Origin of the sequence: Gilvimarinus japonicus (assembly GCF_042847215.1) — a bacterium.
GTDB lineage: Bacteria > Pseudomonadota > Gammaproteobacteria > Pseudomonadales > Cellvibrionaceae > Gilvimarinus > Gilvimarinus japonicus.
Window position 1 is genome coordinate 1,152,294 of record NZ_AP031500.1, and the last position, 26,032, is coordinate 1,178,325.

Genomic DNA, 26,032 nt, shown 5'->3' on the forward strand with positions numbered 1-26,032 from the left:
ACCTAAGCATGAAAATAGTGATCGATGAAAATATTCCGCTGGCGGAGGACTTCTTTAGCGCCCATGGCGAGATCGTGCGCTTGCCGGGGCGACAGATGAGCGCCGCGGATGTCGCCGACGCCGATGCGCTTTTAGTGCGCTCAGTAACGCCAGTGAATGAGGCGTTACTGGCGGGTAGTCCCGTTAAGTTTGTTGGCACCTGCACCATCGGGATGGACCACCTCGATCAGCGCTGGCTCGACCACCAGAGTATTGCCTATACCAATGCGCCCGGTTGTAACGCCAATTCGGTGGTGGAGTATGTGTACGCCGCGTTGGCGCACTTAAATATCGACTGGCGCGATAAAACCGTTGGCATTATCGGTTGCGGCAACGTCGGTGGGGCTCTGCATCGGGCGCTTACGGCGCAGGGCGTCAGTTGCCGCTGCTATGACCCGCTCTTAAGTATTGAGCAAAACCCCGACCTGTGTGAGCTTGAGGATGTATTACAGTGCGATATCGTGAGCCTGCACACGCCGCTAACCACCGTCGGGCCGCACCCGAGTCGTCATTTGTTGGCCAAAGAGCAATTGCTGCAGTTGGCGCCAGGGGGCGTTTTGCTTAACTGTGGTCGTGGCGCGGTCATTGATAACAAAGCCCTGCTGCAAGTGATGCAAAATCGCAATGACCTGCAAGTGGTGTTGGATGTGTGGGAGTGGGAGCCCAATATTGATCTGCAGTTGCTTGAGCGGGTGGTGTTGGGCTCGCCGCATATTGCCGGTTACAGTTTTGATGGCAAGCTAAAAGGCACAGCCATGATCTATGAGGCATTTTGTCAGCAGTTTGAGCTCGCGCCTAGCACTAGGCTGGCCGATGTCGTCCCAGCCGTCGCTGACAATCAGGTGCCGGCCCCGGTTGGGGTTGACGACTGGCAGGCCTTGCGCGAGGTAATCGCCACCGTTTACGACATTGCCGCCGATGATCAACGTTTGCGGCAGGTGGCGTCCGAGGCGGGCGCGCAGGGCGAGGCGCTGTCGCAAGGGTTTGATCGGTTGCGTAAAAACTACCCGGTGCGGCGCGAGTTTGGTAACTACCAAGTGACTGGGCTAGATAAAAATACGCCGCTGGCAGAGACGCTAGCGGCGCTGGGCTTTACCGTTAAGTAAATCCGAATAAACCAAAAGGTTTGACTGACAAAGACACGGGCTGCGGCAGCCCAAAGATGTCTTGTGGCGCAGCCTAACAATGCAACATGACGATTTGGTGACAAGTGCTTAAGCTGGGAATCATTATTAACCCCTACGCCGGAATCGGCGGTAGCGTCGCTTTAAAGGGCAGTGATGGGCGGGACACCCGCACACTCGCGCTAGCGCGTGGCGCACCCTTGCGGGCGGCTGAGCGTATGGCGCGGGCGCTGGCGGCTATTGCCCATGCGCAGGCGCCGGTACAGTTGTTTGGATTTGACGGCGCCATGGGAGGCGACACCGCGCGAGCGCTGGGTTTGCCATTTGCGTCGCTGGGTGCACCGGCGGCCGTGCAAAGCGATGACTCAGATACTCAGCAAGCGGCCGTGCGATTACTGAGCGCCGGTGTTGATGTTATCGCCTTTGCCGGTGGCGACGGCACGGCGCGTAATATTGCCGATGCCATTGGGCTTGCGGTGCCGGTGGTGGGTGTGCCCGCAGGGGTCAAAATCCACTCGGGCGTTTACGCCAATACCCCCGAGGCGGCCGGGTATATCCTGCAGCGTTTGGCTCAGCGTCAGTGGGCGCCCTTGGTAGAGCGCGAGGTGCGTGACATTGACGAGCAAGCTTTTCGCGCAGGGATGGTGCGGGCCAAACATTATAGTGAGCTGCTGGTGCCAGAAGAGCCCCAGTGGCTGCAAGAGGTAAAAAATGCCGGGGCAGCGGTGGATGAGTTGCAGCAGCTTGATGTGGCGGCGAGCGTCATTGAGCAGCTGGACGACGACGTTTTGTACTTGGTGGGCCCAGGCTCTACCACTAAGGTGTTACTGGAGCAGCTAGGTTTAGTGGGCACCTTGCTGGGGGTAGATGTACTGCGCGGCGGGGAGTTAATTGCCAGCGATGTAACCGCCGACACTATTCGTCGCATTATGGGGGCGCACCAGGGCCCGGTGCGTATTGTCGTTACCGCCATCGGAGGGCAGGGGCATATCTTTGGGCGCGGCAATCAACAGCTTGCGCCAGACATTATTGCCCAGGTGGGTCGAGACGGCATTATGCTGATCGCTACCACCGAAAAGCTACAGATGCTTAACGGCCGGCCGTTGCAACTTGATACCAATGACCCGGCGCTAGATCGACAATTGGCGGGCTTTTTTCCGGTCATTACCGGCTACCAACAACAAATTTTATACCCCGTGGGCAATACCGCGATTAATGAGACTGCACTGTGACTACCTCAACCGCTTTAACCATTGATTTACAACCGCTGCGCGCACTGGCTGACGAGGCTCGCTGCGCGCCTGAGCAAACACTCGATAGTCGTCGGTTATTCCACGGCCGTGGCCAGTGTTATCCGGGGTTGGAGTTTGTCTGTATCGATTTTTTTCAGCCAGTGGTGCTGGTCACTTTGTTTGCCGAGCCACCAGAGGGTTGGCTGGCAGAGTGCATCCCCGAGATAACCGCAATAGCGGTTGCCGCCAATTGGGCTGTGGTAGTGCAGCGGCGTTATTGGCAAGGGGCGCCCTCGGAGGTTGTGGTGGGCGAGGTGCCCGAGCGCTGGTTGGCCGCCCGTGGCCCGCTGCGCTTTTGGCTCAACCCGCTCACCCAGCAAAACGTTGGTTATTTTTTGGATATGGAGCCCGGCCGGCAATGGCTAGAGTCTAAAGCGTCAGGCAAGCGGGTGTTGAACCTGTTTGCCTATACCTGCGCTTTTTCGGTGGTGGCGGTAGCCGCTGGTGCCGAGCGGGTGGTGAATGTGGATATGAGTAAAAAAGCGCTGGGGCAGGGGCGGGCGAATCACCACTTAAACGGTCTTGATAAGCAGCGCAGCGCGTTTTTGCCGGAGCAAATTTTAAAATCCTGGAGCCGCATTCGTCGGCAGGGTCCCTACGATATTGTGATTTTTGATCCGCCGAGTTTTCAGCGCGGCAGTTTTGTCGCCAGCAAAGATTACGTTAAGTTGGTTCGACGTTTGCCGGAGTTGATGCCTGATGGTGGCGATGTGCTGGCCTGTTTAAATGCACCGGAGCTGGCGAGCGATTTTTTGCATCAGTGTTTTGCCGAAAACTGTCCCGCGGCGAGATTTATCGAGCGGCTCCCCAGTGCGCCGGAGTTTCCGGATATTAATCCAGAGCAGCGGCTTAAGCTGTTGCACTTTGAGTTTGCCGGGGCGAGTGCAGCGGCGCCATAAGGGTCCGCTTAACGATTAAGTAAAATTTGCATGATGGTATCGACGGCGCTAGAGGCGCGGGTTGTTAACGCGGCGCGCAGTAAATCAATGGCAGGGCTAAAGTCTCCCACCGGGGCGCTAGCTTGCTCTTCGCCGTCGAGCTGCTTACTAATATGGGTTAGCTTTTTATCCGGGGCCGAGCGGCAACTCAGTTGCGCGCTGAGCAGGGTAAAGCCCTTGTGAGTAAGCGTTACTTGGTCTATTGCCTCTTGGCGAATAGTGTCTTGGTAGCGGATGTAGCCCTCGGCGGCGAGCCATAAAAGCGTGGCAAAGCACGCTTGGTGCCGGGGGCTGTGCAGGCCAAATTCATCGGGGGTGTCTGGCCCCGAGATATCTTCAACAAACATTGTCACTAAGCGCGGAAAGCTATTGTAAATTTGGTTCAGTGCTTTCGCGGCATCGCGATAAAAGTCGGTAATGTGGATGTCAGCCATAAGCGCTATAGCTACTGGCGGTAGCGTTGAATAAAGTGGCCAAAGCGCTCTATGGCACGGGTGAGTTCGTCCTCGCGGGGTAAAAATACAATCCGCAGATGGTCGCGCTCGGGCCAATTAAACGCGGTACCTTGAACCAGCAACACCTTTTCCTGAATCAAAAAGTCCAACACCATTTGCTGATCGTCTTTGATTTTGTGCAGGTCGAGATCAATTTTAGGAAACAGGTAGAGCGCGCCTTTGGGTTTGACACAGCTGATGCCGGGAATGTCATTAAGGGCGGTTAACGCCGCGTCGCGCTGATCGTGCAGTCGGCCGCCGGGCAAGATAAGCTCGTTAATGCTCTGGTAGCCGCCCAGCGCTGTCTGCACCGCAAACATTGCGGGCACGTTGGCACACAGGCGCATCGATGCGAGCATCTCGATGCCTTCTAGATAATTTTTAGCTTTGTGTTTGGCACCACTGACGATCATCCAGCCAGAGCGAAAGCCGGCTAGGCGGTAGGATTTAGACAGGCCGTTAAAGCTAATGCAAAGGGTATCTGTAACTAACCGGCCTAAAGGGACAAAGTCGGTGTCATCGTAAAGAATTTTGCTGTAGATCTCATCGGCAAAAATAATCAGGCCTTTTTCTTCGGCTAGCGCCACAATCTGCTCGAGCAGAGCTTGGCTGTATACCGCGCCCGTTGGGTTGTTGGGGTTGATCACCACAATGCCGCGGGTTTTGTCGGTAATTTTTGCTTTAATATCCTCGATATCCGGGTACCAGTCGGACTGTTCGTCACACATATAGTGCACGGCTTTGCCGCCGGCGAGGTTGACCGCCGCGGTCCAAAGCGGGTAATCGGGCGCGGGTATTAGCATTTCGTCGCCATTGTTCAGCAGCGCCTGCATGGACATAACGATTAGCTCGCTGACGCCGTTACCAAGATAAATATCATCAATGTCGACGTTAGGCACACGCAGTTTTTGGCACTCTTGCATAATGGCTTTGCGGGCGGCAAACAGACCGCGCGAGGCAACGTAGCCTTCGGCGTTAGGTAGGTTGTAAATCACATCCTGAATAATCTCATCGGGTGCGGCAAAGCCAAACGACGCCGGGTTGCCGATGTTGAGTTTCATGATGCGATGGCCTTCTTCCTCGAGGCGGTAAGCGTGTTCGAGTACCGGGCCGCGAATATCGTAGCAAACGCCATTGAGTTTGGCAGATTTTTGAATCGTATCCATTTGCGTTAAGATGCCTTAAGTCTTTCTGTGTGCCGATCATCAATGATCCGGTCTGGCGGCCCTGCCTGTCAAGGGCGCCGCAGAATAATAGGTTAATGTTTTGCAAGGTTCGCCTGTGAGGTGGTTTTGCTCAGAGGTCTCTAAGGAGTTTACTGTGTCTGAAGATTCTAAATTTACCGAGCAATACTGGCGTGAAACCTTAACGCCCGAGCAATATCATGTGTGTCGCGAAAAGGGCACAGAGGCGCCTTTTACTGGTGAATATTGGGATGTATTTGCCGACGGGACTTATCACTGCCGAGGTTGTGGCGCGCTGCTGTTTGAGTCGGAGACTAAGTTTGATGCCGGTTGTGGCTGGCCGAGCTTTTCTGCCCCAGCCGATAAAGGCGCCATTGACGAGGAGTTTGACAGTAGCCATGGCATGCGCCGCACCGAGGTGGTGTGTCATAACTGCGGTAGCCATTTAGGGCATGTGTTTCCCGATGGGCCGGCACCAACGGGGCTGCGTTATTGCATTAATTCGGCGTCTATTAAATTGGATAAATAAAGTAGAGCGAGCAGGAGTTGTCGCGGGTGATTATTCCCCGCGATTAAAACGAGCGTACTTTAGTCGTATACCTGTTTCTTTTTCCAATCGCCTTCATCTTCAAGCTCTTCCCACTCTTTGCTTGCTGCCGCCTCATCACTTGCCGTCGCTGTGGGTCCGCTTTGCGCGGCGTTTTCTTGCTCTAACTTAGCAATAACGGCACTGAGCTGTGCGACTTGTTTGGTGACATCTTGTTGCCCCGCCTCTTTTAGCAGCAGCTTGCGAGCGGTGGTGTAGTGGTGGATGGCAAGGCGTAGCTTATTTTCGCTGCGCGCCTGTTTAGCTTGGTGCACGTAGCCCTCAATGGTGGTTTGCAGGAGCAGCCGGCGGCACAAGCCCAGTAGTCGGTTGGACTGGGTTTTGGTTAGTCGGCCGCTTTCGGCTTGCGAGCCAACATAGCGAGCCAGCTCTTTTAATAACGGTTGCACCTGTGCGGTTTGCTCGGCCTTTAAACGTGTCTGATCGGCGCTTTCTTTGCTGGCCTTAAATTGTTTTTGGTATTCGGCGGCTTCGGCGCTGTAGTTATCTTTAGGGGCGAGCTTGGCTAGTTGCTCAAGGGTGTTAATAAGTACTTGATAGACCAGCGCATTAAGGTCGGCCGGTAGGTATCCGGCGGGCATGCCGCTGGAAATCTGTTTGAATAATTCGAGGCGCTGCTTGAGAGCATTCATTAAGCGCAGACGCTGTTTACGCTTTTTGGCCAGCTGCTGGCTGATAAAGGCGTAACACACCAAAACCGTAAGCAGTGCAACAAGGGCGATTATTATATAAATGGACGACATAGGCTTACCTGTGTGTGGCTTGAGTCTCCTTGTTGCTAGATGCGCCCGGGCCATTTGGGCGATTGGCACACAGTATAGCATTTTCTGCTCTTTGGCTGCCTATTTGATCGCTTTATGCTCAGCTTTTTGGCTGCTCTAAGTTGTTGTTTCGCCTCATTAAAAAAAAGCCGCTCTAAACAGTTGACAGCGACCCAAGCTCTACATAGAATGCGCCCCTCTTTTAGCGAAGACGCATGTCCCCATCGTCTAGAGGCCTAGGACACCGCCCTTTCACGGCGGTAACAGGGGTTCGACTCCCCTTGGGGACGCCATGCGGGAATAGCTCAGTGGTAGAGCACAACCTTGCCAAGGTTGGGGTCGCGAGTTCGAGCCTCGTTTCCCGCTCCATTTCCCCTTTTGGGGGAATATAGCATCAACGCTAAAAGATACTGGGTCCCCATCGTCTAGAGGCCTAGGACACCGCCCTTTCACGGCGGTAACAGGGGTTCGACTCCCCTTGGGGACGCCATTTGCGGGAATAGCTCAGTGGTAGAGCACAACCTTGCCAAGGTTGGGGTCGCGAGTTCGAGCCTCGTTTCCCGCTCCATATTTAACAAAAAAAGTCAGCTTCGGCTGGCTTTTTTTGTGTCTGTTAGTCGAGTGCCGCTAGGTAGGCGGGAACCGAGGCTGCGCCTCGTTGCACTCAGGCCATCCATGGCCTTTGCCCTGCGGGCAGCATTCGCTGTGCTGATACGCTCCGGCGTATTAGTCCCGCTCCATATTTAACAAAAAAAGTCAGCTTCGGCTGGCTTTTTTTGTGTCTGTTAGTCGAGTGCCGCTAGGTAGGCGGGAACCGAGGCTGCGCCTCGTTGCACTCAGGCCATCCATGGCCTTTGCCCTGCGGGCAGCATTCGCTGTGCTGATACGCTCCGGCGTATTAGTCCCGCTCCATATTTAACAAAAAAGTCAGCTTCGGCTGGCTTTTTTTGTGTCTGTTAGTCGAGTGCCGCTAGGTAGACGGGAACCGAGGCTGCGCCTCGTTGCACTCAGGCCATCCATGGCCTTCGCCCTGCGGGCAGCATTCGCTGTGCTGATACGCTCCGGCGTATTAGTCCCGCTCCATATTTAACAAAAAAGTCAGCTTCGGTTGGCTTTTTTTGTGTCTGTTGGCTTTGAGTTATAGCCTCTGGCGTTGCTGTTGCACGGTGTGGTGTTGCGCCGTGATGACATAGACGTAAGCTTTGGTCGCCATGGGGTATAATCGTGTGCGCTGCGGTATCGGCAGTGCGACTTCGGAGTGCGGGCAATTTGCAGTTTTTAAAAAAGAGCGTGATCGTTTGTGCAAAGTTGGCGGCTCGCTATCCGGGCCTGTTGGCGTTGGTGGGTTTTATCTCCGGGGTGGCCAGTTTCTTCTTGGTCGAGCGCGAGCAGGAGCGGTTTGCCCAGCTGGTGTCGCTGCTAATGGTGGCCGCTTGGGTGCTGCTGATGCTGGAAAACCTGCTAAAGCGCGGGGTGAGTCACTGGTTTGGGGTTGAGCTGCCGGACCCTGTGGTGAAATTTGCCACTCAGATGGTGCACCAAGAAAGCCTGTTTTTTGTTATCCCCTTCTTTTTTATCACGACGGCCTGGAACAGTGGCCAAATGGTTTTTACCGCTGCGCTTATGCTGGCGGCGTGTATTTCGGTTATTGATCCTATCTATTATCGCTGGTTGGCACCCAAGCGTTGGCTGTATTTCTTTTTTCATGGGTTTACGTTGTTTGCCGTGCTTTTGACGGCTTTGCCAATTATTGTGCACCTGCCTACATCGCAGTCGTATTTTTGGTCGCTGGCGATTGCGGTGGCGCTGTCGTTTTTAAATATGGTGCGTGATTTCTCTTTTGGCTGGTGGCGCCGCACAGCGCTTGCGGCCGCGTTGCTGATAGTGACGGCGGTGGTGGGGGTTGTCGCTCGCCCTTGGGTGCCGCCGGCAACGCTGTGGTTGACGGAGGTGGCAATTACCGCGCGCATTGACGATGACAAAAAGGTGCCGACCGATAAGCTAAAGGTGGTCAGTGTTGCGCAGCTGCAGCAAGGTTTGTATGCCTATACGGCTATTCATGCTCCGCGGGGGTTGAACGAGCGGATTTATCACGTCTGGCGTCTGAACGGCAAGGTGGTGGACAAAATCGCGCTGGATATTAATGGCGGCCGCAAAGCCGGTTATCGCGCATGGTCCCATAAAATGAAGTTTCCGCCTTACCCGCGAGGCAATTGGCGTATGGAGGTTGTGACTGAGGCGAATCAGGTGGTAGGGGTATTGCGGTTTAAGGTGGTTGCCTCGCAGGCTGAGGTGCGAGCTGAGCAAGCTAGAAAAACCCCCGCTAGATTTTTTACCTCCCCTGAGTCCTCGATCCGCGAGCCCATTACGACGGTGATAAAACAAGAGGGGCGACAGCTGCTGCAAGAGGTGTTCTCTGACGGTAGTGTGGCGAGTGCTGAGCCGGCCGCTCCGTCGTCCCAGTCGTCGACCGTGGCGTCGGACGCGGCAGGTACCTCGTCTGCCGCGCCTTCCGATAATATTCGTTCCGGGGCTGCTAGCTCTCGCTCTAGCACGAGCGAGCAAGCCGGTTCGCGCTCGTCGGTCGCGTTGGAGTCTTCATCGTTGTCTTCCGGGGCATCATCATCGGCAAGAGCGACATCGTCTCGCGCGACGGCTGAGGAGCCCTGAGAATCTTTGATCAAAGTATCGGCGCCTTAACGAACCTTGAGCTTTGGGTGGCAATTGGCGCATGACTGTTACCTGAAAATAGGTATAATGTGTCAAAAGGGAACGAAAGTGGCAGTTTTGCTGTTTTTTGACAAGAAACTGTTACCTTGATAAAGAGCTTGGCGCTTGGTGCGCGACTCTTACGCAGTGCTTCTGGCCTCTGCCGGAATCGGCGACTTGAGCGAATCGTTGTTTTCAGAGGTTGTGTTATGTTTCGTATCATTGAGTGCCTGCATTTATCAGTTTTGAATTTTCGGGTTGTTCGCCGCGGTAAAATGGGCGCCTATTTAGGCTTGGATGGTCGCCGTGGAGACGCCTTCTGGTTTTAGTCATCGCGGTGCAATCGCTCAAAGCCCTCGCATTTATGCGGGGGTTTTTTGTTTGTGGTTTAGTCTTTATTGTGAGGGGCTTGGCGGCGGTTATTGGCTGCGCGGTAATTAATTTGGAGGTTTCATGCGTAAAACATTACAACTAATGGCCGTAATTTGCCTGCTCTGCTCGAGCGCCGCCGAGGCGGTAATGACAGGTTATGCGCAGGTCACAGCCGATGGGCGCGCCGCTGTGGCCACGGTCCAGCCGCGTGCCACCGATGCTGCTATGGCGGTGTTGGCTGAGGGCGGTAACGCGGTTGATGCCGCCGTTGCCGCCGCTTTGGCGCTGGGGGTGGTGGATGGCCATAACTCCGGTATTGGTGGAGGTTGTTTTGCGTTGGTGCACTGGGCCGATGGCACCATCGAGGCGCTGGATGGCCGGGAGACGGCCCCGATGTTGGCAAGCCGGGATATGTATGTGGTGGGCGGTAAGCTAAACCGCGAGCTGAGCCGCACCGGGGCGCTGGCCTCGGGTATTCCCGGTTCGGTGGCGGTGTACGACTATATGCTTAAAAAAGGTGGTGCTCTAAAGCGTGAGGCTGTGTATCAGCCGGCTATTACGCTCGCCGAGCAAGGCTTTGCGATTGACCAAATTTACGCCGACCGCCTAGCGCGCAACCGTGATCTGCTGGCGCGTTTTGCCGGAACGGCAAAGGTGTTATTGGATGAAAAAGGCCAACCTTGGCCTGCCGGGCATACATTATTGCAGCGCGATTTGGCGGCAACTTATCGGCAGCTTGCCAAAAAGGGGGCTGACTATTTTTATCAGGGAGAGTTGGCCGAGCGCGTGGGTGAGTGGATGCAGGCAAATGCGGGGCTAATCCGTAAAAGCGATTTTGCACGCTACACCATGCTCAAGCGTGCGCCGGTGCGTTCGAGCTATCGGGGTTACGAAGTGTTGGGCTTTGGCCCGCCTAGCTCTGGCGGTGTCCATGTGGCGCAGATACTGAATATTTTGCAGTCGTTTGATCTTGCTGAACTCTCTGAGTTGCAGCGCTATCACGTGACCGCTGAGGCGATGAAGTTGGCTTTTGCCGATCGCGCTTTTTGGTTGGGTGACCCGGCGTTTGCCTCCGTGCCTAAAAACCTTATTAGTGACGAATACGCTCAAAAGCTCTGGCAAAAAATTGCGCTGGATAAAACCAACCATGAGTTCGAGCATGGCACGCCGGCCGATGCCGACACGAACTTGTTTGATAAGCATACCACCCATATTGCGGTGGCCGATAAAGCCGGCAACTGGGTGGCGATCACCACCACCGTCAATACCGATTTTGGTTCGAAGGTAATTGTTCCGGGCACAGGTATGGTGCTGAACAATCAGATGGATGACTTTTCCTCTCAGCCGGGAGTGCCTAATGTGTACGGGTTGGTGGGCAGCGAGGCGAACAGTATTGCCCCGGGCAAACGGCCGTTATCGAGCATGAGCCCGACGCTGTTGCTTAAGGATAGCAAGCCGGTTATGACGTTGGGCGCTGCCGGCGGGCCGACTATAATCACTCAGGTGGTGCAAGCGTTGATCAATACCATCGACTTGCAGTTGCCGCTGGCCCAGGCGTTGTCGGCGCCGCGAATCCATCACCAGTGGCGGCCCGACGCGCTTTATTTGGAGAAAACCGCTGCGCCAGCGTTGCGCGAAGGGTTGCAGGGTTTGGGGCATACCTTAAAAGAGTTGGGACCCTATGGCTCAACCCAGGCCATTGCGAAAACCAAGGCGGGTTTTGTGGCGGTGTCCGAACCCCGGCTGGAGCAGCGCAACCGGCACTAGGCCGACCGCTCTATGGCACGCCGTGGGTGAATGCTCAGCTGTGCATCAAAGTGGGCGTTGAGAATATCGGGTTGTTGGACGCGCTTGATGAGCTCAAAAAATTGGTCGGCCTCTGAGTACTGCCGGCGCAAATACACCAGCCACTGCTTAATACGATTGCCGGCGAACTTGTCGGGGTAGTTGGGACGGCACAGATCAAAGTAGTGGCGCAGCAGGGCACAGACCTCCAGCCAGCCCATGGGGGTGTACGCTGTGCCCGCTAAGTGAGCTTTTATCTGCAGCGCGAGGTCGGGGCAGGCCAGTAGGCCGCGCCCCAGCATGACGTTGTCGCAGCCCGAGCGCTCGCGGCAGCGCAGGTAATCCTCCACGCTCCAGATTTCACCGTTGGCGATAACCGGAATATTGAGTTGTTGGTTGATTTCGCCAATGCACTCCCAGTAAGCCGGCGGCCGGTAGCCATCGGCTTTAGAGCGCGCATGCACCACCAGCGAGCTAGCGCCAGCATCCGCCACAGCGTGGGCATTTTCAAGGTAGTTGTCGCGAGCCTCAAACCCTAAACGAATCTTGGCGCTTACGGGCACGCTATTGGGTACCGCATCGCGCACAGCCTTAATAATGGCGTAAACGCGCTCGGGCTGGCGCAGCAGGCAGGCGCCGCCGTCACTTTTATTAACGGTTTTGGCTGGGCAGCCAAAATTGAGGTCGATGGCGTTGGCGCCGGCGATAACCGCCCGCGCGGCGTTGTCGGCCATAGGGGCAGGTTGCCCGCCGAGCAGTTGCAGCTTTACCGGGGTGCCCGCTGGCGTAAGGCAGTTGTTGCCAAGCTCGGGCGCAAGGCGATGAAACACCCGTCGCGGTAAGCGCTGCTCGACAACCCGCACAAATTCTGTGACACAGCCATCGATGCCGCCGATACGGGTCATTAGGTCGCGTACTTGATGATCGACAACGCCCTCCATGGGGGCGAGTTGTAGGTGGGGCATGGTTGCTTCTCGTCATTGGGCGGCGCGCTGAACGGCGCGTAGTTTACACAGTTTGTCTGCGTCTGTCGGCGGTCAATTCTTTTGCGTGAAAAGTCGGCAAATGCCGCTAAATTCCGGTAAAGTTGCTGGTTTTTAAGTTAAATGCTCGCAAGTTTTGCGCCGTCGCCGCGCGGCATCTTGTAAGTTTTTGAAAGATAAGAGAAAATGCACGGCCGTTTGCGCCGCACAAGTTTGTTGTTACTGACGCTTGGCGGCCATTGCAAGCGTAGGACGACGATTAATAAAGGGTAGTCTACATGCAAGATACACTGATGCAGCAAGGCATAGATCTAATGATCTACGGTATGGGTACCGTGTTGGTCTTTCTGACGCTGCTGGTTATCGCCACGCTTATTATGTCGCGATTTGTCATGCGCTTTTTTCCCGATCCGGTAGTCGCTGAGCCATCTCGACCAGCGATACAGACGGGGCGCACTGCTGAGGTAGATCCGGCGGTACGAAGCGCTATTGAGAAGGCCATTGCGCTGCACCGCGCGCGCCGTTGATACACCTGGCGCCGTCATAATGCGACCAAGAATACTGTTATAACCATTGCTGCGAAACGCTATTCGCCGATACGAACGATAATTTGGGGTAGAAAACGCCATGAGCGAGCTTAAAAAGCCATTGGGTATTACGGATGTGGTTTTGCGCGATGCGCACCAATCACTGTTTGCCACTCGTATGCGACTCGATGATATGTTGCCGATTGCAGCAAAACTCGATGAAATTGGCTTCTGGTCATTAGAAACCTGGGGCGGCGCCACCTTTGACAGTTGCATCCGTTACTTGGGTGAAGACCCTTGGCACCGCATTCGCGAGCTGAAAAAAGCCATGCCGAAAACCCAAATGCAGATGCTGCTGCGGGGGCAAAACCTATTGGGCTACCGCCATTACGCCGACGACGTGGTTGAGAAGTTTGTCGAGCGCGCCGCGCACAATGGTGTCGATGTGTTTCGGGTGTTTGATGCCATGAACGATATGCGCAACATCGAAACCGCGTTAAGAGCAGTTAAAGAGCAAGGCAAGCACGCCCAAGGCACTATTTCCTATACCATTAGCCCCGTGCACACCTTGGAGGGCTGGGTCGAGCAAGGTAAGCGCATCGAGGATATGGGGGCTGACTCTATCGCCATTAAAGATATGGCCGGTTTGCTTCGCCCTTACGTTGGCTATGAGTTGGTCAAGCGTTTAAAAGAAAGCTGTGATATCCCAATCCATATGCAAAGCCATGCAACCACTGGCTTGGCTCACGCTACCAACCTTAAGTGTGTTGAGGCCGGTATTGATAACGTCGATACCGCCATTTCATCAATGTCGATGACCTATGGGCACAGTCCGACCGAGACCTTGGTTGCCAGCCTAGAGGGCACCGAGCGCGATACCGGTTTGGATATTCACAAGCTCGAAGACATCGCGGCTTACTTCCGGGAAGTTCGCAAAAAATACGCTAAATTTGAAGGTGCGCTTAAAGGCATTGACTCGCGTATTTTAGTGGCACAAGTGCCCGGCGGCATGCTGACCAATATGGAAAACCAACTGCGCGAACAAAATGCCACGGATAAGCTCGATGAGGTGCTGAGTGAAATCCCTAAGGTTCGGGAAGATTTAGGCTATATCCCCTTGGTAACACCTACCTCGCAAATTGTTGGCTCGCAAGCGGTGATGAACATATTGTCCGGCGAGCGTTACAAGACCATTACCCGTGAGACAGAGGGGGTATTAAAAGGCGAGTATGGCGCATCCCCTGCGCCAGTAAATGCCGAGCTACAAAAGCGAGTGCTAGGTGATGGCGAGCCGATCACCTGCCGCCCGGCGGATTTACTTAAGCCTGAGCTGCAAACACTGACCGACGAACTTCTGAGTGAAGCTAAAGGTAAGGGCGTCGAGCTCACCGATGGCGACGGCCAGATTGACGATGTGCTGACCTATGCGCTGTTTCCTCAGGTTGGACTTAAATTCTTGCAAAACCGCAACAACCCAGATGCTTTTGAACCGGTACCTACCGGCAACGAGGGCAGTGCCCCGACAACCGATGCAGGCGATGAAATTTATACCGTTGAAGTGGCCGGTAAAGAGTACACCGTAACAGTGTCTAGTGGCGGTGATATCACCGCGCTTGGCGCTGTGGGGGCGGCGTCATCGGCCGGGGCTGCTCCGGCGGCAGGTGCGGGTGAACCGGTTCCGGCGCCGCTGGGCGGAACCATTTGTAAGCTGACTGTGCAAGAGGGGCAGCAGGTCGAAGAGGGCGACACCTTGTTGATCTTAGAGGCCATGAAAATGGAATCTGAGGTTAGTGCACCGCGCGCGGGTACCATCGCGTCTATTAACGTCAAAGCTGGTGATGCCGTCACTGCCGGTGACAGCCTGCTCAGTATCGCTTAATAAGTCGGAATTAGATTATGCAAAATTTTTTACGCCTGTGGCACGACTCGGGCATTTACCACCTCGACCTAGGTCAGGGTGTTATGTTGCTGGTAGGCTTGCTGCTTTTGTTTTTGGCGATTCGCAAAGGCTTTGAGCCGCTGTTATTAGTACCGATTGGTTTTGGTGCTATTTTGGCTAATATCCCCGGCGCGGGTTTATCGCTCTCGGCGGTAGAAAATGCCATCGCTTCAGGGTACCCCGATGTGTTAGCGCAAATTGCCCAAGTATTGGGCGCGAGCGCTGACGCTGGCATGCAAGCACTAAACGATGCCTACAAGCACGCACCTGCGGCGGTACAGGCGGATGCCTATCGCCTAGCGACCGACCTTGGCTATGCCAACGGTATGCTCTACTCGTTTTATACCGTGGCGATTGGCAGTGGTGTTGCGCCGCTGGTGATCTTTATGGGTGTGGGTGCCATGACCGACTTTGGCCCGTTGTTGGCTAATCCTAAAACGCTGTTTCTTGGCGCCGCAGCGCAGTTTGGTATTTTTGCCACGGTGCTGGGCGCGGTAGGCTTGTCGGTAACCGGCGTTATCGACTTCTCGATTCAGGATGCCGCCGCCATTGGTATTATTGGCGGGGCCGACGGCCCAACCGCGATTTACGTGGCGAGTATTCTTGCGCCTGAGTTGCTGGGTGCGATTGCGGTTGCTGCCTACTCGTATATGGCGTTGGTGCCGCTGATTCAGCCGCCGATTATGCGCGCGCTAACCAATGACGACGAGCGCAAAATTCGGATGGAGCAAATGCGTGTTGTCTCTAAGCGTGAAAAGATTGTGTTTCCGCTGATTTTGCTGATCTTGGTGGCGTTAATCTTGCCCAGCGCAGCGCCACTGTTAGGCATGTTTTGTTTTGGTAACCTGATGCGTGAGTGTGGTGTGGTGGAGCGTTTAAGCGATACCTCGCAAAATGCCTTGATCAATATCACCACTATCTTTCTCGGTTTGTCGGTGGGTTCAAAGCTTGCCGCCGATAAATTTCTCGACCCTAAAACCTTGGGTATTTTGGCGCTGGGGATTATCGCATTTGGTATTGGCACCGCGATGGGGGTGTTAACCGCTAAGTTTATGAACCTGTTCTGTAAACATAAGATTAACCCCTTGATTGGCTCGGCTGGTGTCTCGGCGGTGCCGATGGCGGCACGGGTATCTAACAAAGTTGGGCTTGAGGCCAATCCGCAAAACTACTTGCTAATGCACGCCATGGGCCCCAATGTGGCCGGCGTTATTGGTTCGGCGGTAGCGGCCGGGGTTATGATTTCAATTGTATCGTCACTGTAATGTAGCAGCCGGTGTGCGTTTAGGGCACCGGTGCTTTACTCTATTCTAGGCGGGCAACCCGCCGGCTGTGCCGCAACAATCTGACGCACGCGGCATAGTTTGACTTGCGTTCACTTGTTGAGACTCGCCGTGAGTAATTCTGGAGCTTTCTCCTTACTGCAACACCCAAGGCTGCAAACTGCATTAACGCAGCTGGAAATTGCTACCCCTACGCCGGTGCAAGCCGAGGCTATTCCCGCTGTGATTGAGGGGGCCGATGTCGCTGTCTGTGCCCCCACTGGCAGCGGTAAAACCTTGGCATTTTTGCTGCCTATGTTGCAGTTGTTGCTTACGCGTAAAACCGGCAAAGGCGCTATTCGCGCGCTGGTGCTTACCCCTACGCGAGAATTAGCCCGGCAAATCGTCTCTGAGGCGCGCAAACTGTGTGAGCAAGATATGATTAATGTTGTCGCCCTTACGGGCGGCGATAGCAAATCCGCGCAGCGTGATTTAATTGCTACGGCCGATCTGTTGGTGGCAACGCCCGGGCGTATGTCTGAGTTTGTCGGTGCTCAGCTTGCCGATCTATCAAACCTTGAGTTTTTAGTAGTCGATGAAGCCGACCGCACTTTGGATATGGGCTTTGCCGACGAGGTAACCCGCATTGCCAAAGCCTGCGCTGAGCAGCGACAAACCCTATTGTATTCGGCGACACTGCGGGCCAAGGGGTTAGGGCAGTTGTTGTTGGCGATGACCAACCCCGACACTCTACGCCGCATTGATATCGCTCAGTCAGCCACCAAGATGCAGCAAGAAAAAATTCTCGCCGACGATTGGCCTCATAAGTGTCAATTGCTGGCCGCGCTGTGTCGCCAGCGCGAGTTTCGGCGTGCGGTGATTTTTGCCAACACCCGCGAGCGGGTGAATGAAATTGTACGTTCACTGGACAGTGCCGAGGTGCGCTCGTTGGCGTTACACGGTGAAGTCGAGGCTAAAATTCGCAAGCAAGTCATGGCGCGTTTTAGCAGCGGCCAGTGCAACATTCTGGTGGCGACTGACTTGGCGGCACGAGGCCTGGATATCGATGGTATCGATTTAATCATTAACGCCGATCTGCCTTACAATGTCCCAAGTTTTATCCATCGAGCCGGCCGCACGGCGCGCGCTGATGCCGGTGGTACCGTATTGTCATTAGTCACAGCCCAAGGCTGGAACCTGATGGCAGATATCGAGCGGCACCTGGGTAAAGCGGCAAAGTTTGTTCAGTTAGAGGGCTTGGTGGCGCGTTATCGCGGCCCGAAAAAAATTAAAAGTTCGGGTAAAGCGGCGGGCAAAAAGCCGGTTAAGGCACGAGCTAAAAATGCGAAAAAAGACAGCGCCGAGGGCGGCAAGACTAAAAAGCGCCAGCGGGACCAAAAGAATATTGGGAAGCGTCGCAAAACGGCTGTAAAGGCGACATCATCGAGCGGCCCGAAAGGTTGGGTGAGCCCTAGTAAAAAGAGTGAAAAGGATGTTTGATTGGTATCGCCAGTGGCGAGAAAAACGCATTATCCGCGATAACCCCATCGATGAGCGCGACTGGCAACAGGTGTTAAAACAGCTGCCGGTGTTGCAAGGTTTAACCGACGACGAGCTTACGCGTCTGCGCCGCTTAGCGATTTTGTTTATCCACGAAAAAGATTTTGTCGGGATTCAGGGGCAGGTTTTAACCGGCAATATGGCGCTTTTGATTGCCCTGCAAGCCTGCTTACCGATTTTGAATTTGGGTATCGAGTGGTATCACGGCTGGCAGTCGATACTGGTGTACCCCGCCGCTTTTAAAGCGCAGCGCACGCAGCTGGATGCCAGTGGTGTGGCCCATGAGGTAGAGCACCATTTAGCCGGTGAGGCCTGGAATCAAGCGGGTGTCGTCTTGGCGTGGGATGAAACAGCTAAAGCGGGCGTGATTGACGGCCACAACTTAGTGATCCATGAGTTTGTCCATAAACTCGATATGCTCAATGGCGCGGCCGATGGTTTTCCGCCATTGCGAGCAGGCATGTCGGTGGACGATTGGACGGCAAGTTTTGGTCAGGCGTTTGAAGATTTATCCGCTAAAGTGGCGCGTGGTGAATATACCGATATTGATCGCTACGGGGCGACGAACCCCGCCGAGTTTGTCGCGGTTACCAGCGAAGTATTTTTTGAGTTGCCTAAGCTGTTAGCCGATGCCTATCCCTCTGTGTACCGTAACTATGTGGCCTTTTACGGTCAGAACCCCGCCGATCGTTTGCCGTAGCTCACCCATGCCCTTATGTAGCGCGAATGACGACCAAGTTAAATGTTTGTGACATCTTCTGGTGCGTTTATTTCGAAGCCTTAAAAAACTCGAAAAAGGCGTTGACCAGTCTCGTAATTTGGGAATAGTATGGATTTCGAGGGTATATATTGTGGTTTGATTGGCTTGTAGACACAAGTCAACGTCTGTCCACTTTATCGCTCGGGTCAACAATGCATCCAACCACAGGAGTGATTTTTCTTCGCGTAACCTTCTTTGCATAACCTAGTAAGGCTCATTGCCTGCGGTGCTAAACCGTTCAACAGCCCATGCGATGCGCCGGTGTTACTTTGATTTGACAAGGACAATACTCATGGCGAAAAGATCTCACGCACGACGCAATAATCACCAGTACCACGAGATGGACGACGGCGGTTTCAAAAACTCTAAAGGGCGCGGTAAATCGGCCCGCAAGCATCGCCGGGAGGATGGCAATATCGTCGAGATAAAAGGCCGCTCCCAACAGCTTGAAACCGCTTACAGTCCGCAACGCTCTTCACAACCTCTCGTCGCTCAAACCCCTTCGCAACAACGCTACATCGACGCTATCAAAACTCACAACTTAACCTTTGGTACCGGCCCGGCTGGCACCGGCAAGAGTTATTGTGCCGGGGCCTTGGCTGCAGAGGCGTTGGAGTCTGGTCGTATTGAGCGCATCATTCTAACCCGCCCGGCGGTAGAGGCCGGCGAACAGCTAGGTTTTTTGCCCGGCGCTTTGGATGAGAAGTTCTCGGTTTACATCGATGCCTTTCGCGATATTCTCAATGAGAGGCTAGGTGCGGGAACGGTGGATTACTGTCTGCGTCACGGCCGAATTGTGGCCGCCCCGCTGGCTTTTATGCGCGGTAAAACATTTAACAACCGTACGTTTGTCGTGCTCGATGAGGCACAAAATACATCACCCACTCAAATGAAAATGTTTTTAACCCGCATCGGTGAAGACTGCAAAGTAGTCATTAATGGCGACATTGAGCAGAGCGATATTCGCGGTCGCAACGGTTTAGCGGATGCCATCGATAAGCTTGACGGTGTCAACTCTGTTTATGTGCATCGCTTTGAGCGCGAAGATATTGTCCGCAGCGGTTTGGTGCGCGATATTATCGATCGTTACGAGCTGAGTTAACCCCCTCCACTGGCCCCTGCGCGCGGCGCGGGGGCGACTCCCTTCGCTGTGACTTACGTCCGTTTTTTAAATGATCTGTTTGCGTCGCGGGCGCGTAATACTGGCAAAATTATTTATACAAATAATTGCGTTTTTTGTGATGTGCACCAATATGGTTATATTGGCGTAGCGGTTTAACAGCTAGTTCTTATAAGCAAGTGGCTGGTTTTTCTTGAACCTTATTCCATTAATGAAGTAAGATCGCCGCTAGAATGTAGAAACATGTGACATGGTTCTCATTTCTGGTGGCTATCAATACCAGTTGGCACATAACCCAACGTTATTTTAATATGCCTGTCGCACCGGTGTTAAACGCTAGCGGGCCAATAAACATTAGCCGTACAAAAACGAGCGGCCACTGCTATTATGTAGCTAATAGACCGTTAAAATTGACATGATCATTGAGGGAAATTCAATGCCACTCGCTCTCCGTAAATCAGGAACGTTTACGCGCGTCTTGACGAGTTTTTGGCTGACGGGACTTGGTGCAGCCGCCTTTGCACAATCCGCTAGTGAAGCACCAGCGCAAACAACCACGGTAGATACCAACCCGACCTCGGGCATGATCGTCGAAGCGAACACGTCAAGTCGCGATGTGGTTTTGCGAGCACTTGAGTATAACCCTGAAGTGCAAGCGGCTTGGCACACTTACCAAGCCGCCACCCACAATGTCGGAACCGCCCGCGGGCAATACTTACCCTCTGTTGATTTAACCGCTAGTACAGGTAAACAGCGACGCGATTTTGACGACCGCGACGATTACGATATTAACAGCGCCGAGATATCCTTGACGCAGATGTTGTTTGACGGCTTTCGTGTTTCTGGTGAGGTGAGTCGCTTAGATAGTGCGCGTCAAGTGCGCTACTTAGAACTGCTTGATACCGTTGATAATCTCGCGCTTGAGTCGTTTGAGGTGGCGGAAGACCTAGTGCGCTATCGCAAGCTATTAAAATTGGCCCGGAGCAACTATCAAGAACACTTAGATGTTCAAGGTCAAATTGGCGACCGGGTTGACCAAGGCGTAGGGCGTCGCGCCGACCTTGATCAAGTGGATGGCCGGGTGGCGCTGGCCGAGTCTAATCTTTTGACGGAGGCGGCTAACTTACACGACGTTACCGCTAAGTACCTAAGACTTGTGGGTGATCTTCCGCCTGAGCGTTTGGTGCCTAATGACCTGCAATCCGAGCCGCTGCCCGACTCTGTTAAAGAGGTACTCTACGCCGCCTATCAGGGTAACCCCGGCTTTCATGCCGCAATTAAAAATATCGCAGCGGCACAAGCGTCGGTGCGCACCCAGCGCTCTGGCTACTACCCTCGTGTTGAGTTGCGCGCGCGCTACGGCACGCAACAAAATTTAGGCGTGTTTGATGACCGGCTTGACCCCGATGATTTTGGCGATGAAGGTGCCATCGAGCTGGCGCTGACGTACAATTTATTCAATGGCGGTTCAGATCGTGCCGCGGTAAAGCGCTCTTTATCTGAGGTGAATACCGCTAAAGATCAGCGCGACGTCGCTTGTGTTAATTTGCGTCAAACGACACAAATTGCCTATAACAATACCCATAGCTTAGAGGAGCGTTTGATCTCACTGGGGCAACACCGCGAAGCGAGTGATCGTGTGCGGCGCGCCTACTCAGAGCAGTTTCAAATTGGCCAGCGTACCTTGCTCGATCTACTGGATGCCGAGAATGAGTATTTTCAATCGAGCCGGGCTTACATTAATGGGCAGCATGAATTAAATATCGCCTACGCCCGGGTGCTGGAGTCGATGGGTAAATTGCTCGTGGCTTTGAATATTGTCCCTGATGACTTACCTTTGGCAGAAGATCTAGACGAAGACTTAGCCGATATTGATGTTGAGCCGTCTGCGGCTTGTCCGGCGCTGTCGCCTTCTGCTTTGTCGCGCGATGATTTGATAAACCGTGTGGTAACTTATGAGGCCGATAATCTGTTTGCCGATAATAGTTCGGTGCTAAACAACTCGGCGATGAATCAGCTGGATCAACTGTTGGCCCGTTACGGCAATCAGTCGGGCCGTGTGGCCGAAGTTATTATTGCGGCGCAATCGTCCGAGGCTAACCCTTCAAGCGTTAGTCGCTCGCTGGCCCGGGCGCGGGTTACGGCGGTGCGCGATTATTTGGTGATTAACGGTATCGATGCCGGGCGAGTGGCGGTGCAGCCGGCTAGTGACCCCGAAGGTGCGCTCGTTCGGCCAGCGACGGACCGTATTGAAATCACTGTTCGTCAATTGCAATAACGTGTAAGTGTCAGGCCTCGGGGCGTGTGCCTCGGGGCAATAGAGTACCCGATTATATAAGAGACTCAGTATCGTATGAGTGATAAAGCTGACGAGGTAAGCCACGCCTCGTTACGCGGTGGTCCACTGCTAAATTGTTTACTGATTCTGTCCCGTATGCATGGCGTTAACACGTCCGGCTCGACACTGCTGTCCGGCTTACCCTTGCAGCACGAGCAGTTACCTCCCTCGTTATTTGAGCGCGCGGCGCGTCGAGCCGGCCTTACCAGTCAATTGGCTCGACGTTCGTTGAGTGATATTAATCAATCGCTATTACCCGTTATTTTGTTGCTCGAAGGCAATGAAGCGTGTGTTTTATTGGGGATTGATGGGGAGCAGGCCGAAGTTGTTTTTCCTGATCTGGACCAAACCCAGGTTAATATTCCGCTTGAAGAGCTCGAACAGCGCTACAGCGGTCGGGTGATATACGCGCGCCCGCGTATGCAGTTTAGCGCGCGTAACGCCGACATTCACCAAACCCAAAAAGGGCACTGGTTTTGGGAGGTCATTAAGGCACACCGAGGTTTATATCGCGATGTGTTGTTCGCGGCGCTGTTGGTGAATGTATTTGCGTTGGCAATGCCGTTGTTTGTGATGAATGTGTACGATCGGGTGGTGCCGAACTTTGCTATTGAGACACTGTGGGTGTTGGCCTCGGGTGTCGCCATTGTGTTGTGCGCCGACCTGTGTTTAAAAATGGTGCGAGCATGGTTTGTGGATTTGGCGGCAAGCCGGGTGGATATCACGCTGTCAGCCACTATTATGTCTCGTGTGCTAGGAATGCGCATGAGCGAGCGGCCAACCTCGGTAGGTTCCTACGCGGCCGGCTTACAAGCGTTTGAATCGGTGCGCAGTTTTATTGGCTCGAGCACGATTATCGCGTTTGTCGACCTTCCTTTTGTGGTGTTGTTCAGCATAATTATTGGCCTCTTAACGTCCTGGTGGTTGGTGCTGCCGATTGCGGTAGGGGTGCTTTTGTGTCTGTTGTACGCCGCGGCGGTACAGGCAAAAATGCACGAGTTGTCCATGAGCAGTATGGAGGCCAGCGCCTATCGCAATGCTGTGTTGGTAGAGAGCCTCAATGGCCTTGAGGCGCTAAAAACCTTAGGGGCTGAAGGTAAAATGCAAAACCTGTGGGAGAAAACGTCTGTGTTTCTCTCGCGCACGACCACCAAGATGCGCTTGCTCTCGGGCTCGGTAACAACCGGCGCCGTGTGGGTGCAGCAATTGGTGGCAGTGGCCATTATTATCGTAGGCGTGTATTTAATTACCGCGGGCGAACTTACCCAAGGCGGCCTGATTGCAGCCTATATGTTGTCGTCACGAATTATGGCGCCCGTGGGCCAAAGCGCCGCGTTAATGATGCAGTATCATCAAGCGGCTACCGCTTTGGAAAGTGTTGATCGAGTCATGAACACCCCGGTTGAACGGCCCGAGCAAGCGGAGTGGATAGCGCGGCCAAAGCTGGATGGGCGCATTGAGTTTAACAATGTGTCGTTTAGTTATCCTCACGATGAGCGCCATGCGCTGCGCGATGTAAGCTTTAGTATTGCCCCAGGTGAAAAAGTGGCGATTCTCGGCCGAAACGGCTCGGGTAAAACCACCATCGAGAAAATTATTGCCGGCCTTTACGCCCCAAGCGCCGGGCGGGTACTGATTGATAATATTGATATCGGTCAGTTGGACCCGGCGCAATTGCGCCACAATATTGGTTATGTTTCTCAAGACATTAATTTGTTTCTCGGTACGCTGCGCGAGAACATCACTATGGCCGACCCGCGTATTGACGATGAACAATTGCTTAAAATTGTCGAGTTGTCGGGGTTGGCCAGTTTTATTAATTCGCACCCACAGGGCTTATCGATGCCAGTAGGCGAGCGCGGCGAGCTGCTCTCGGGCGGCCAGCGCCAAGCGGTAGCGGTCGCTCGCGCGATGGTAACAGACCCGTCTATCTTGCTCTTGGACGAGCCGACCGGTGCCATGGACCACACCAGCGAAGAAGAGCTTAAGCGTAAGCTGGCTAAATTTTCGCTGGGTAAAACCATGTTGGTGATCACTCACCGCAACTCTTTGCTGGCCATGGTCGATCGTATTATTGTGATCGACGCGGGCAAAATCGTCGCCGATGGGCCGAAAGATCAAGTGGTCGAAGCTCTGCGTCAGGGTAGAATCGGGAGGGCTAATTAGTGAGCCAAACCCGAGAACAAAAGCATTTTCATCGTGTTGGGCGCGGGATTACCAAGCTGGGTCAACCGTTTGGCAAGTTGGTTGATAAAGTCTGGAACCGCTGGATGTCGCCCTCACAATCGCACTCCAAAGACTGGGTTGAGGATGCCGATTGGGCACGAATTCAGCAGGCGCCGCTGCGTGCCCGCGGTTTGCTTTACAGTATGTTGCTGATTGTGATCGCACTATTTGTGTGGGCGGGTTTTGCTCAGATAGACGAGGTCGCACGCGGTCAAGGCAAGGTTATCCCCTCTAGTCACACGCAAATTGTACAGTCGTTTGATGGCGGGGTGGTGCAAGAGATTTTGGTAAAAGAGGGGCAGGTGGTCGAGCAGGGTGCGCTGTTAATGCGGATAGATCCGACCCGGTTTATCGCGACCTTTCGTGAAAATCGCGCACAGTATTTAACGCTGCAAGCGCGCGCCGCGCGATTGCAGGCATTGGTTGAGGGCTCTGAATTTAAGATTCCTGCAATAGTGCGCGAAAATGAACCCCGTGTCGCCGCTAATGAAACCACTTTGTATCAGTCGAATCTTAATGAGTTGGAACAAAAGCTGTCTCAGGCCCGGCAACAACTTACCCAGCGTCGTGAAGAACTGAACGAGGTTGAGGCGCGTTTAACCCAAGCGTCACGTGCCTATGACTTATCTAGCCAAGAGCTACAGGTCACCCGGCCGCTGCTAGACAGTGGCGCAATTTCAGAGGTCGAGATCTTGCGGCTTGAGCGCGACGCCTCTAATGCGAAGGGTGAGATGGGCCAGGCAACGGCGCAAAAAGCGCGAATTCAATCGGCTATTCTTGAGGCGCAAAATAAACTCCAAGAAGTGAGTTTGGTGGCAAAAAATGAATGGCGCAGTCAGCTTTCAGAGACGCTGGCAAAATTGTCGAGCTTGTCGGAAACCAGTACCGGTTTAGCCGATCGGGTTAAGTACGCAGATATCCGCGCACCCGTGCGCGGTACCGTGCAGCGGTTGTTTATCAATACCGAAGGCGGCGTCGTGCAGCCCGGTAGTGAGGTGTTAGAGATGACGCCGCTGGATGATCAACTGTTAATCGAAGCGAAAATTCCGCCCAAGGATATTGCCTTTTTGCGGCCCGGTCAGCCGGCGATGGTTAAGCTAACCGCGTATGATTTTACCGTGTACGGTGGTTTGTTGGGCGATCTGGAGCATATCAGCACCGATACCGTTACCGATGAGCAAGATCAAACCTATTACATCGTGCGGGTGCGAACCCGCGAGTCGGGCTTTGATCAAGCATTGCCGATTATTCCCGGCATGACGGCGCAGGTAGATATTATTACGGGTAAGAAGACCGTGTTATCTTACCTTCTTAAGCCTATTCTACGGGCCAAACAAAACGCGTTAACAGAGCGATAATGCAGTCAGTATTTGTTTCAACTTCACAAGTAAATTCAGCGCGCTGGCGTATGGCTATGGCCGATGCTCAGGTGTGTTTGGATTGTCCGCCTGATGAGCTGCCAGTGGATCATCAAACCTTAGTTTGGTTGGTGATGACGGGCGCCTGGGGCGAGCACTTAAAGGTCGCTTTGGCCGCCGGGGCTAAAGTGATCGCCATGACACTGAATGAAACGGCCAGTGAAGCACGCACTATTATTGGCCTAGGGGCGAGTGGCTATGTCCACGCGTTGGCGGCACCTGAGTTGTTGGTTCAGGTGAAAAACGCCGTCGAATACGATGGGCTGTGGCTCGGTAAACATTTGCTGAGTGAGCTGTTGGCACTTTCCAGCCCGACCAAACCTCGCCCGGCCGTTGGTGACCACCTAAGTATGCGCGAGCGAACGGTTGCTCAAGCGGTTGCTAAAGGTAAAAGCAACAAAGAGGTGGCGCGCGAGCTGAATATTACTGAGCGCACGGTTAAAGCCCATCTGAGTGCCTGCTTTGATAAATTAGGTGTGCGCGATCGTATGCAGTTAGCGTTATTGATTAATCGTGACGGCGCGTAATCTCCCTTTTGGCGTTTGCTTTAATATTCGCTAAACCCCCGATTCGGTATTACTATTAATGTTTAAA

The 26,032-nt window shown here is 53.9% G+C and carries 20 protein-coding genes and 4 tRNA genes; 20 read left to right on the plus strand and 4 right to left on the minus strand.

Annotated features, from left to right (window positions below; genetic code table 11):
- Positions 1-8: 8 nt before the first annotated feature.
- The 3 genes from ACGHAD_RS04895 to ACGHAD_RS04905 all read left to right on the plus strand — a co-directional run bounded on the left by ACGHAD_RS04895 (position 9) and on the right by ACGHAD_RS04905 (position 3,354).
- Entirely contained in the window at positions 9-1,145 is a 1,137-nt protein-coding gene (locus ACGHAD_RS04895) for a 4-phosphoerythronate dehydrogenase (protein WP_382413410.1), read from the plus strand.
- A 104-nt stretch (positions 1,146-1,249) separates the two neighbouring features.
- Positions 1,250-2,395 (plus strand): ATP-NAD kinase family protein, encoded by a 1,146-nt coding sequence (locus ACGHAD_RS04900; RefSeq protein ID WP_382413409.1) that lies wholly within the window; start codon positions 1,250-1,252, stop codon positions 2,393-2,395.
- On the plus strand, positions 2,392-3,354 hold the full coding sequence (locus ACGHAD_RS04905; protein ID WP_382413407.1) for a class I SAM-dependent methyltransferase: 963 nt from the start codon (positions 2,392-2,394) through the stop codon (positions 3,352-3,354). The genes ACGHAD_RS04900 and ACGHAD_RS04905 overlap by 4 nt, the downstream gene beginning before the upstream one ends.
- 8 nt (positions 3,355-3,362) lie before the next feature.
- Here ACGHAD_RS04905 and ACGHAD_RS04910 read toward each other — a convergent pair whose 3' ends face one another.
- On the minus strand, positions 3,363-3,827 hold the full coding sequence (locus tag ACGHAD_RS04910) for a hypothetical protein (RefSeq protein ID WP_382413405.1): 465 nt from the start codon (positions 3,825-3,827) through the stop codon (positions 3,363-3,365).
- Positions 3,828-3,838: 11 nt separating this feature from the next.
- A complete protein-coding gene (locus tag ACGHAD_RS04915) occupies positions 3,839-5,053 on the minus strand; it encodes a pyridoxal phosphate-dependent aminotransferase (protein ID WP_339617537.1) in 1,215 nt (404 codons plus the stop codon).
- Positions 5,054-5,207: 154 nt separating this feature from the next.
- Between ACGHAD_RS04915 and msrB the strand changes: the two genes are divergently transcribed.
- The gene (gene msrB, locus ACGHAD_RS04920; RefSeq protein WP_382413402.1) at positions 5,208-5,600 is read left to right on the plus strand and encodes a peptide-methionine (R)-S-oxide reductase MsrB; all 393 of its coding nucleotides are present in this window, start codon (positions 5,208-5,210) and stop codon (positions 5,598-5,600) included.
- 59 nt (positions 5,601-5,659) lie between these two features.
- Here the strand turns inward: msrB and ACGHAD_RS04925 are convergent, their stop codons facing one another.
- A complete protein-coding gene (locus tag ACGHAD_RS04925) occupies positions 5,660-6,421 on the minus strand; it encodes a hypothetical protein (RefSeq protein ID WP_382413400.1) in 762 nt (253 codons plus the stop codon).
- Positions 6,422-6,656: 235 nt separating this feature from the next.
- Between ACGHAD_RS04925 and ACGHAD_RS04930 the strand changes: the two genes are divergently transcribed.
- The 6 genes from ACGHAD_RS04930 to ggt all read left to right on the plus strand — a co-directional run bounded on the left by ACGHAD_RS04930 (position 6,657) and on the right by ggt (position 11,287).
- Positions 6,657-6,732: transfer RNA gene (locus ACGHAD_RS04930), tRNA-Glu, on the plus strand.
- 1 nt (position 6,733) lies between these two features.
- Positions 6,734-6,808 (plus strand) — tRNA-Gly (locus ACGHAD_RS04935).
- Positions 6,809-6,853: 45 nt separating this feature from the next.
- Positions 6,854-6,929 (plus strand) — tRNA-Glu (locus ACGHAD_RS04940).
- 3 nt (positions 6,930-6,932) lie between these two features.
- Positions 6,933-7,007, plus strand: a tRNA-Gly gene (locus tag ACGHAD_RS04945).
- A gap of 701 nt (positions 7,008-7,708) precedes the next feature.
- The gene (locus ACGHAD_RS04950) at positions 7,709-9,109 is read left to right on the plus strand and encodes a DUF5924 family protein (RefSeq protein WP_382417155.1); all 1,401 of its coding nucleotides are present in this window, start codon (positions 7,709-7,711) and stop codon (positions 9,107-9,109) included.
- A 492-nt stretch (positions 9,110-9,601) separates the two neighbouring features.
- Positions 9,602-11,287, plus strand: coding sequence for a gamma-glutamyltransferase (ggt, locus tag ACGHAD_RS04955; RefSeq protein ID WP_382417157.1), 1,686 nt, complete (start codon positions 9,602-9,604; stop codon positions 11,285-11,287).
- Here the strand turns inward: ggt and ACGHAD_RS04960 are convergent.
- Complete coding sequence (locus ACGHAD_RS04960) at positions 11,284-12,270, minus strand: tRNA dihydrouridine synthase (protein WP_382417159.1); 987 nt, start codon at positions 12,268-12,270, stop codon at positions 11,284-11,286. The two genes, ggt and ACGHAD_RS04960, sit on opposite strands and share 4 nt — an antisense overlap.
- Before the next feature lie 296 nt (positions 12,271-12,566).
- Between ACGHAD_RS04960 and ACGHAD_RS04965 the strand changes: the two genes are divergently transcribed.
- The 10 genes from ACGHAD_RS04965 (at position 12,567) to ACGHAD_RS05010 (ending at position 25,965) form a co-directional block, all read left to right on the plus strand.
- The gene (locus ACGHAD_RS04965) at positions 12,567-12,815 is read left to right on the plus strand and encodes an OadG family protein (protein ID WP_382417161.1); all 249 of its coding nucleotides are present in this window, start codon (positions 12,567-12,569) and stop codon (positions 12,813-12,815) included.
- Between the two features lie 100 nt (positions 12,816-12,915).
- The gene (gene oadA / locus ACGHAD_RS04970; protein WP_382417163.1) at positions 12,916-14,694 is read left to right on the plus strand and encodes a sodium-extruding oxaloacetate decarboxylase subunit alpha; all 1,779 of its coding nucleotides are present in this window, start codon (positions 12,916-12,918) and stop codon (positions 14,692-14,694) included.
- Positions 14,695-14,711: 17 nt separating this feature from the next.
- Positions 14,712-16,019, plus strand: coding sequence for a sodium ion-translocating decarboxylase subunit beta (locus ACGHAD_RS04975; RefSeq protein WP_382417165.1), 1,308 nt, complete (start codon positions 14,712-14,714; stop codon positions 16,017-16,019).
- Between the two features lie 129 nt (positions 16,020-16,148).
- Positions 16,149-17,516 (plus strand): DEAD/DEAH box helicase, encoded by a 1,368-nt coding sequence (locus ACGHAD_RS04980; RefSeq protein WP_382417167.1) that lies wholly within the window; start codon positions 16,149-16,151, stop codon positions 17,514-17,516.
- Positions 17,509-18,276 carry a M90 family metallopeptidase gene (locus ACGHAD_RS04985; RefSeq protein ID WP_339618094.1) on the plus strand — a complete coding sequence of 256 codons (768 nt, stop codon included), beginning with the start codon at positions 17,509-17,511 and terminating at the stop codon, positions 18,274-18,276. The genes ACGHAD_RS04980 and ACGHAD_RS04985 overlap by 8 nt, the downstream gene beginning before the upstream one ends.
- 352 nt (positions 18,277-18,628) lie before the next feature.
- Positions 18,629-19,438 (plus strand): PhoH family protein, encoded by an 810-nt coding sequence (locus ACGHAD_RS04990; protein ID WP_339618095.1) that lies wholly within the window; start codon positions 18,629-18,631, stop codon positions 19,436-19,438.
- A gap of 454 nt (positions 19,439-19,892) precedes the next feature.
- Positions 19,893-21,734: a TolC family outer membrane protein gene (locus ACGHAD_RS04995; RefSeq protein WP_382417169.1), complete on the plus strand. Its 1,842-nt coding sequence runs from the start codon at positions 19,893-19,895 to the stop codon at positions 21,732-21,734.
- A 75-nt stretch (positions 21,735-21,809) separates the two neighbouring features.
- Entirely contained in the window at positions 21,810-23,960 is a 2,151-nt protein-coding gene (locus ACGHAD_RS05000) for a type I secretion system permease/ATPase (RefSeq protein ID WP_382417171.1), read from the plus strand.
- A complete protein-coding gene (locus ACGHAD_RS05005; RefSeq protein ID WP_339618098.1) occupies positions 23,960-25,378 on the plus strand; it encodes an HlyD family type I secretion periplasmic adaptor subunit in 1,419 nt (472 codons plus the stop codon). The genes ACGHAD_RS05000 and ACGHAD_RS05005 overlap by 1 nt, the downstream gene beginning before the upstream one ends.
- Positions 25,378-25,965, plus strand: coding sequence for a response regulator transcription factor (locus tag ACGHAD_RS05010; RefSeq protein ID WP_339618099.1), 588 nt, complete (start codon positions 25,378-25,380; stop codon positions 25,963-25,965). Before ACGHAD_RS05005 ends, ACGHAD_RS05010 begins: the two co-directional genes overlap by 1 nt.
- Positions 25,966-26,032 lie beyond the last annotated feature (67 nt).

Bases quoted from the DNA above. Each gene is read 5' to 3' on its own strand.
- ACGHAD_RS04995 (WP_382417169.1), top strand. From the start codon at position 19,893: ATGCCACTCGCTCTCCGTAAATCAGGAACGTTTACGCGCGTCTTGACG.
- oadA (WP_382417163.1), top strand. From the start codon at position 12,916: ATGAGCGAGCTTAAAAAGCCATTGGGTATTACGGATGTGGTTTTGCGC.
- ACGHAD_RS04915 (WP_339617537.1), bottom strand. From the start codon at position 5,053: ATGGATACGATTCAAAAATCTGCCAAACTCAATGGCGTTTGCTACGAT.
- ACGHAD_RS04985 (WP_339618094.1), top strand. From the start codon at position 17,509: ATGTTTGATTGGTATCGCCAGTGGCGAGAAAAACGCATTATCCGCGAT.
- ggt (WP_382417157.1), top strand. From the start codon at position 9,602: ATGCGTAAAACATTACAACTAATGGCCGTAATTTGCCTGCTCTGCTCG.
- ACGHAD_RS05000 (WP_382417171.1), top strand. From the start codon at position 21,810: ATGAGTGATAAAGCTGACGAGGTAAGCCACGCCTCGTTACGCGGTGGT.
- ACGHAD_RS04965 (WP_382417161.1), top strand. From the start codon at position 12,567: ATGCAAGATACACTGATGCAGCAAGGCATAGATCTAATGATCTACGGT.
- ACGHAD_RS04975 (WP_382417165.1), top strand. From the start codon at position 14,712: ATGCAAAATTTTTTACGCCTGTGGCACGACTCGGGCATTTACCACCTC.
- ACGHAD_RS04910 (WP_382413405.1), bottom strand. From the start codon at position 3,827: ATGGCTGACATCCACATTACCGACTTTTATCGCGATGCCGCGAAAGCA.
- ACGHAD_RS05010 (WP_339618099.1), top strand. From the start codon at position 25,378: ATGCAGTCAGTATTTGTTTCAACTTCACAAGTAAATTCAGCGCGCTGG.
- ACGHAD_RS04960 (WP_382417159.1), bottom strand. From the start codon at position 12,270: ATGCCCCACCTACAACTCGCCCCCATGGAGGGCGTTGTCGATCATCAA.
- ACGHAD_RS04925 (WP_382413400.1), bottom strand. From the start codon at position 6,421: ATGTCGTCCATTTATATAATAATCGCCCTTGTTGCACTGCTTACGGTT.
- ACGHAD_RS04990 (WP_339618095.1), top strand. From the start codon at position 18,629: ATGGCGAAAAGATCTCACGCACGACGCAATAATCACCAGTACCACGAG.
- ACGHAD_RS04895 (WP_382413410.1), top strand. From the start codon at position 9: ATGAAAATAGTGATCGATGAAAATATTCCGCTGGCGGAGGACTTCTTT.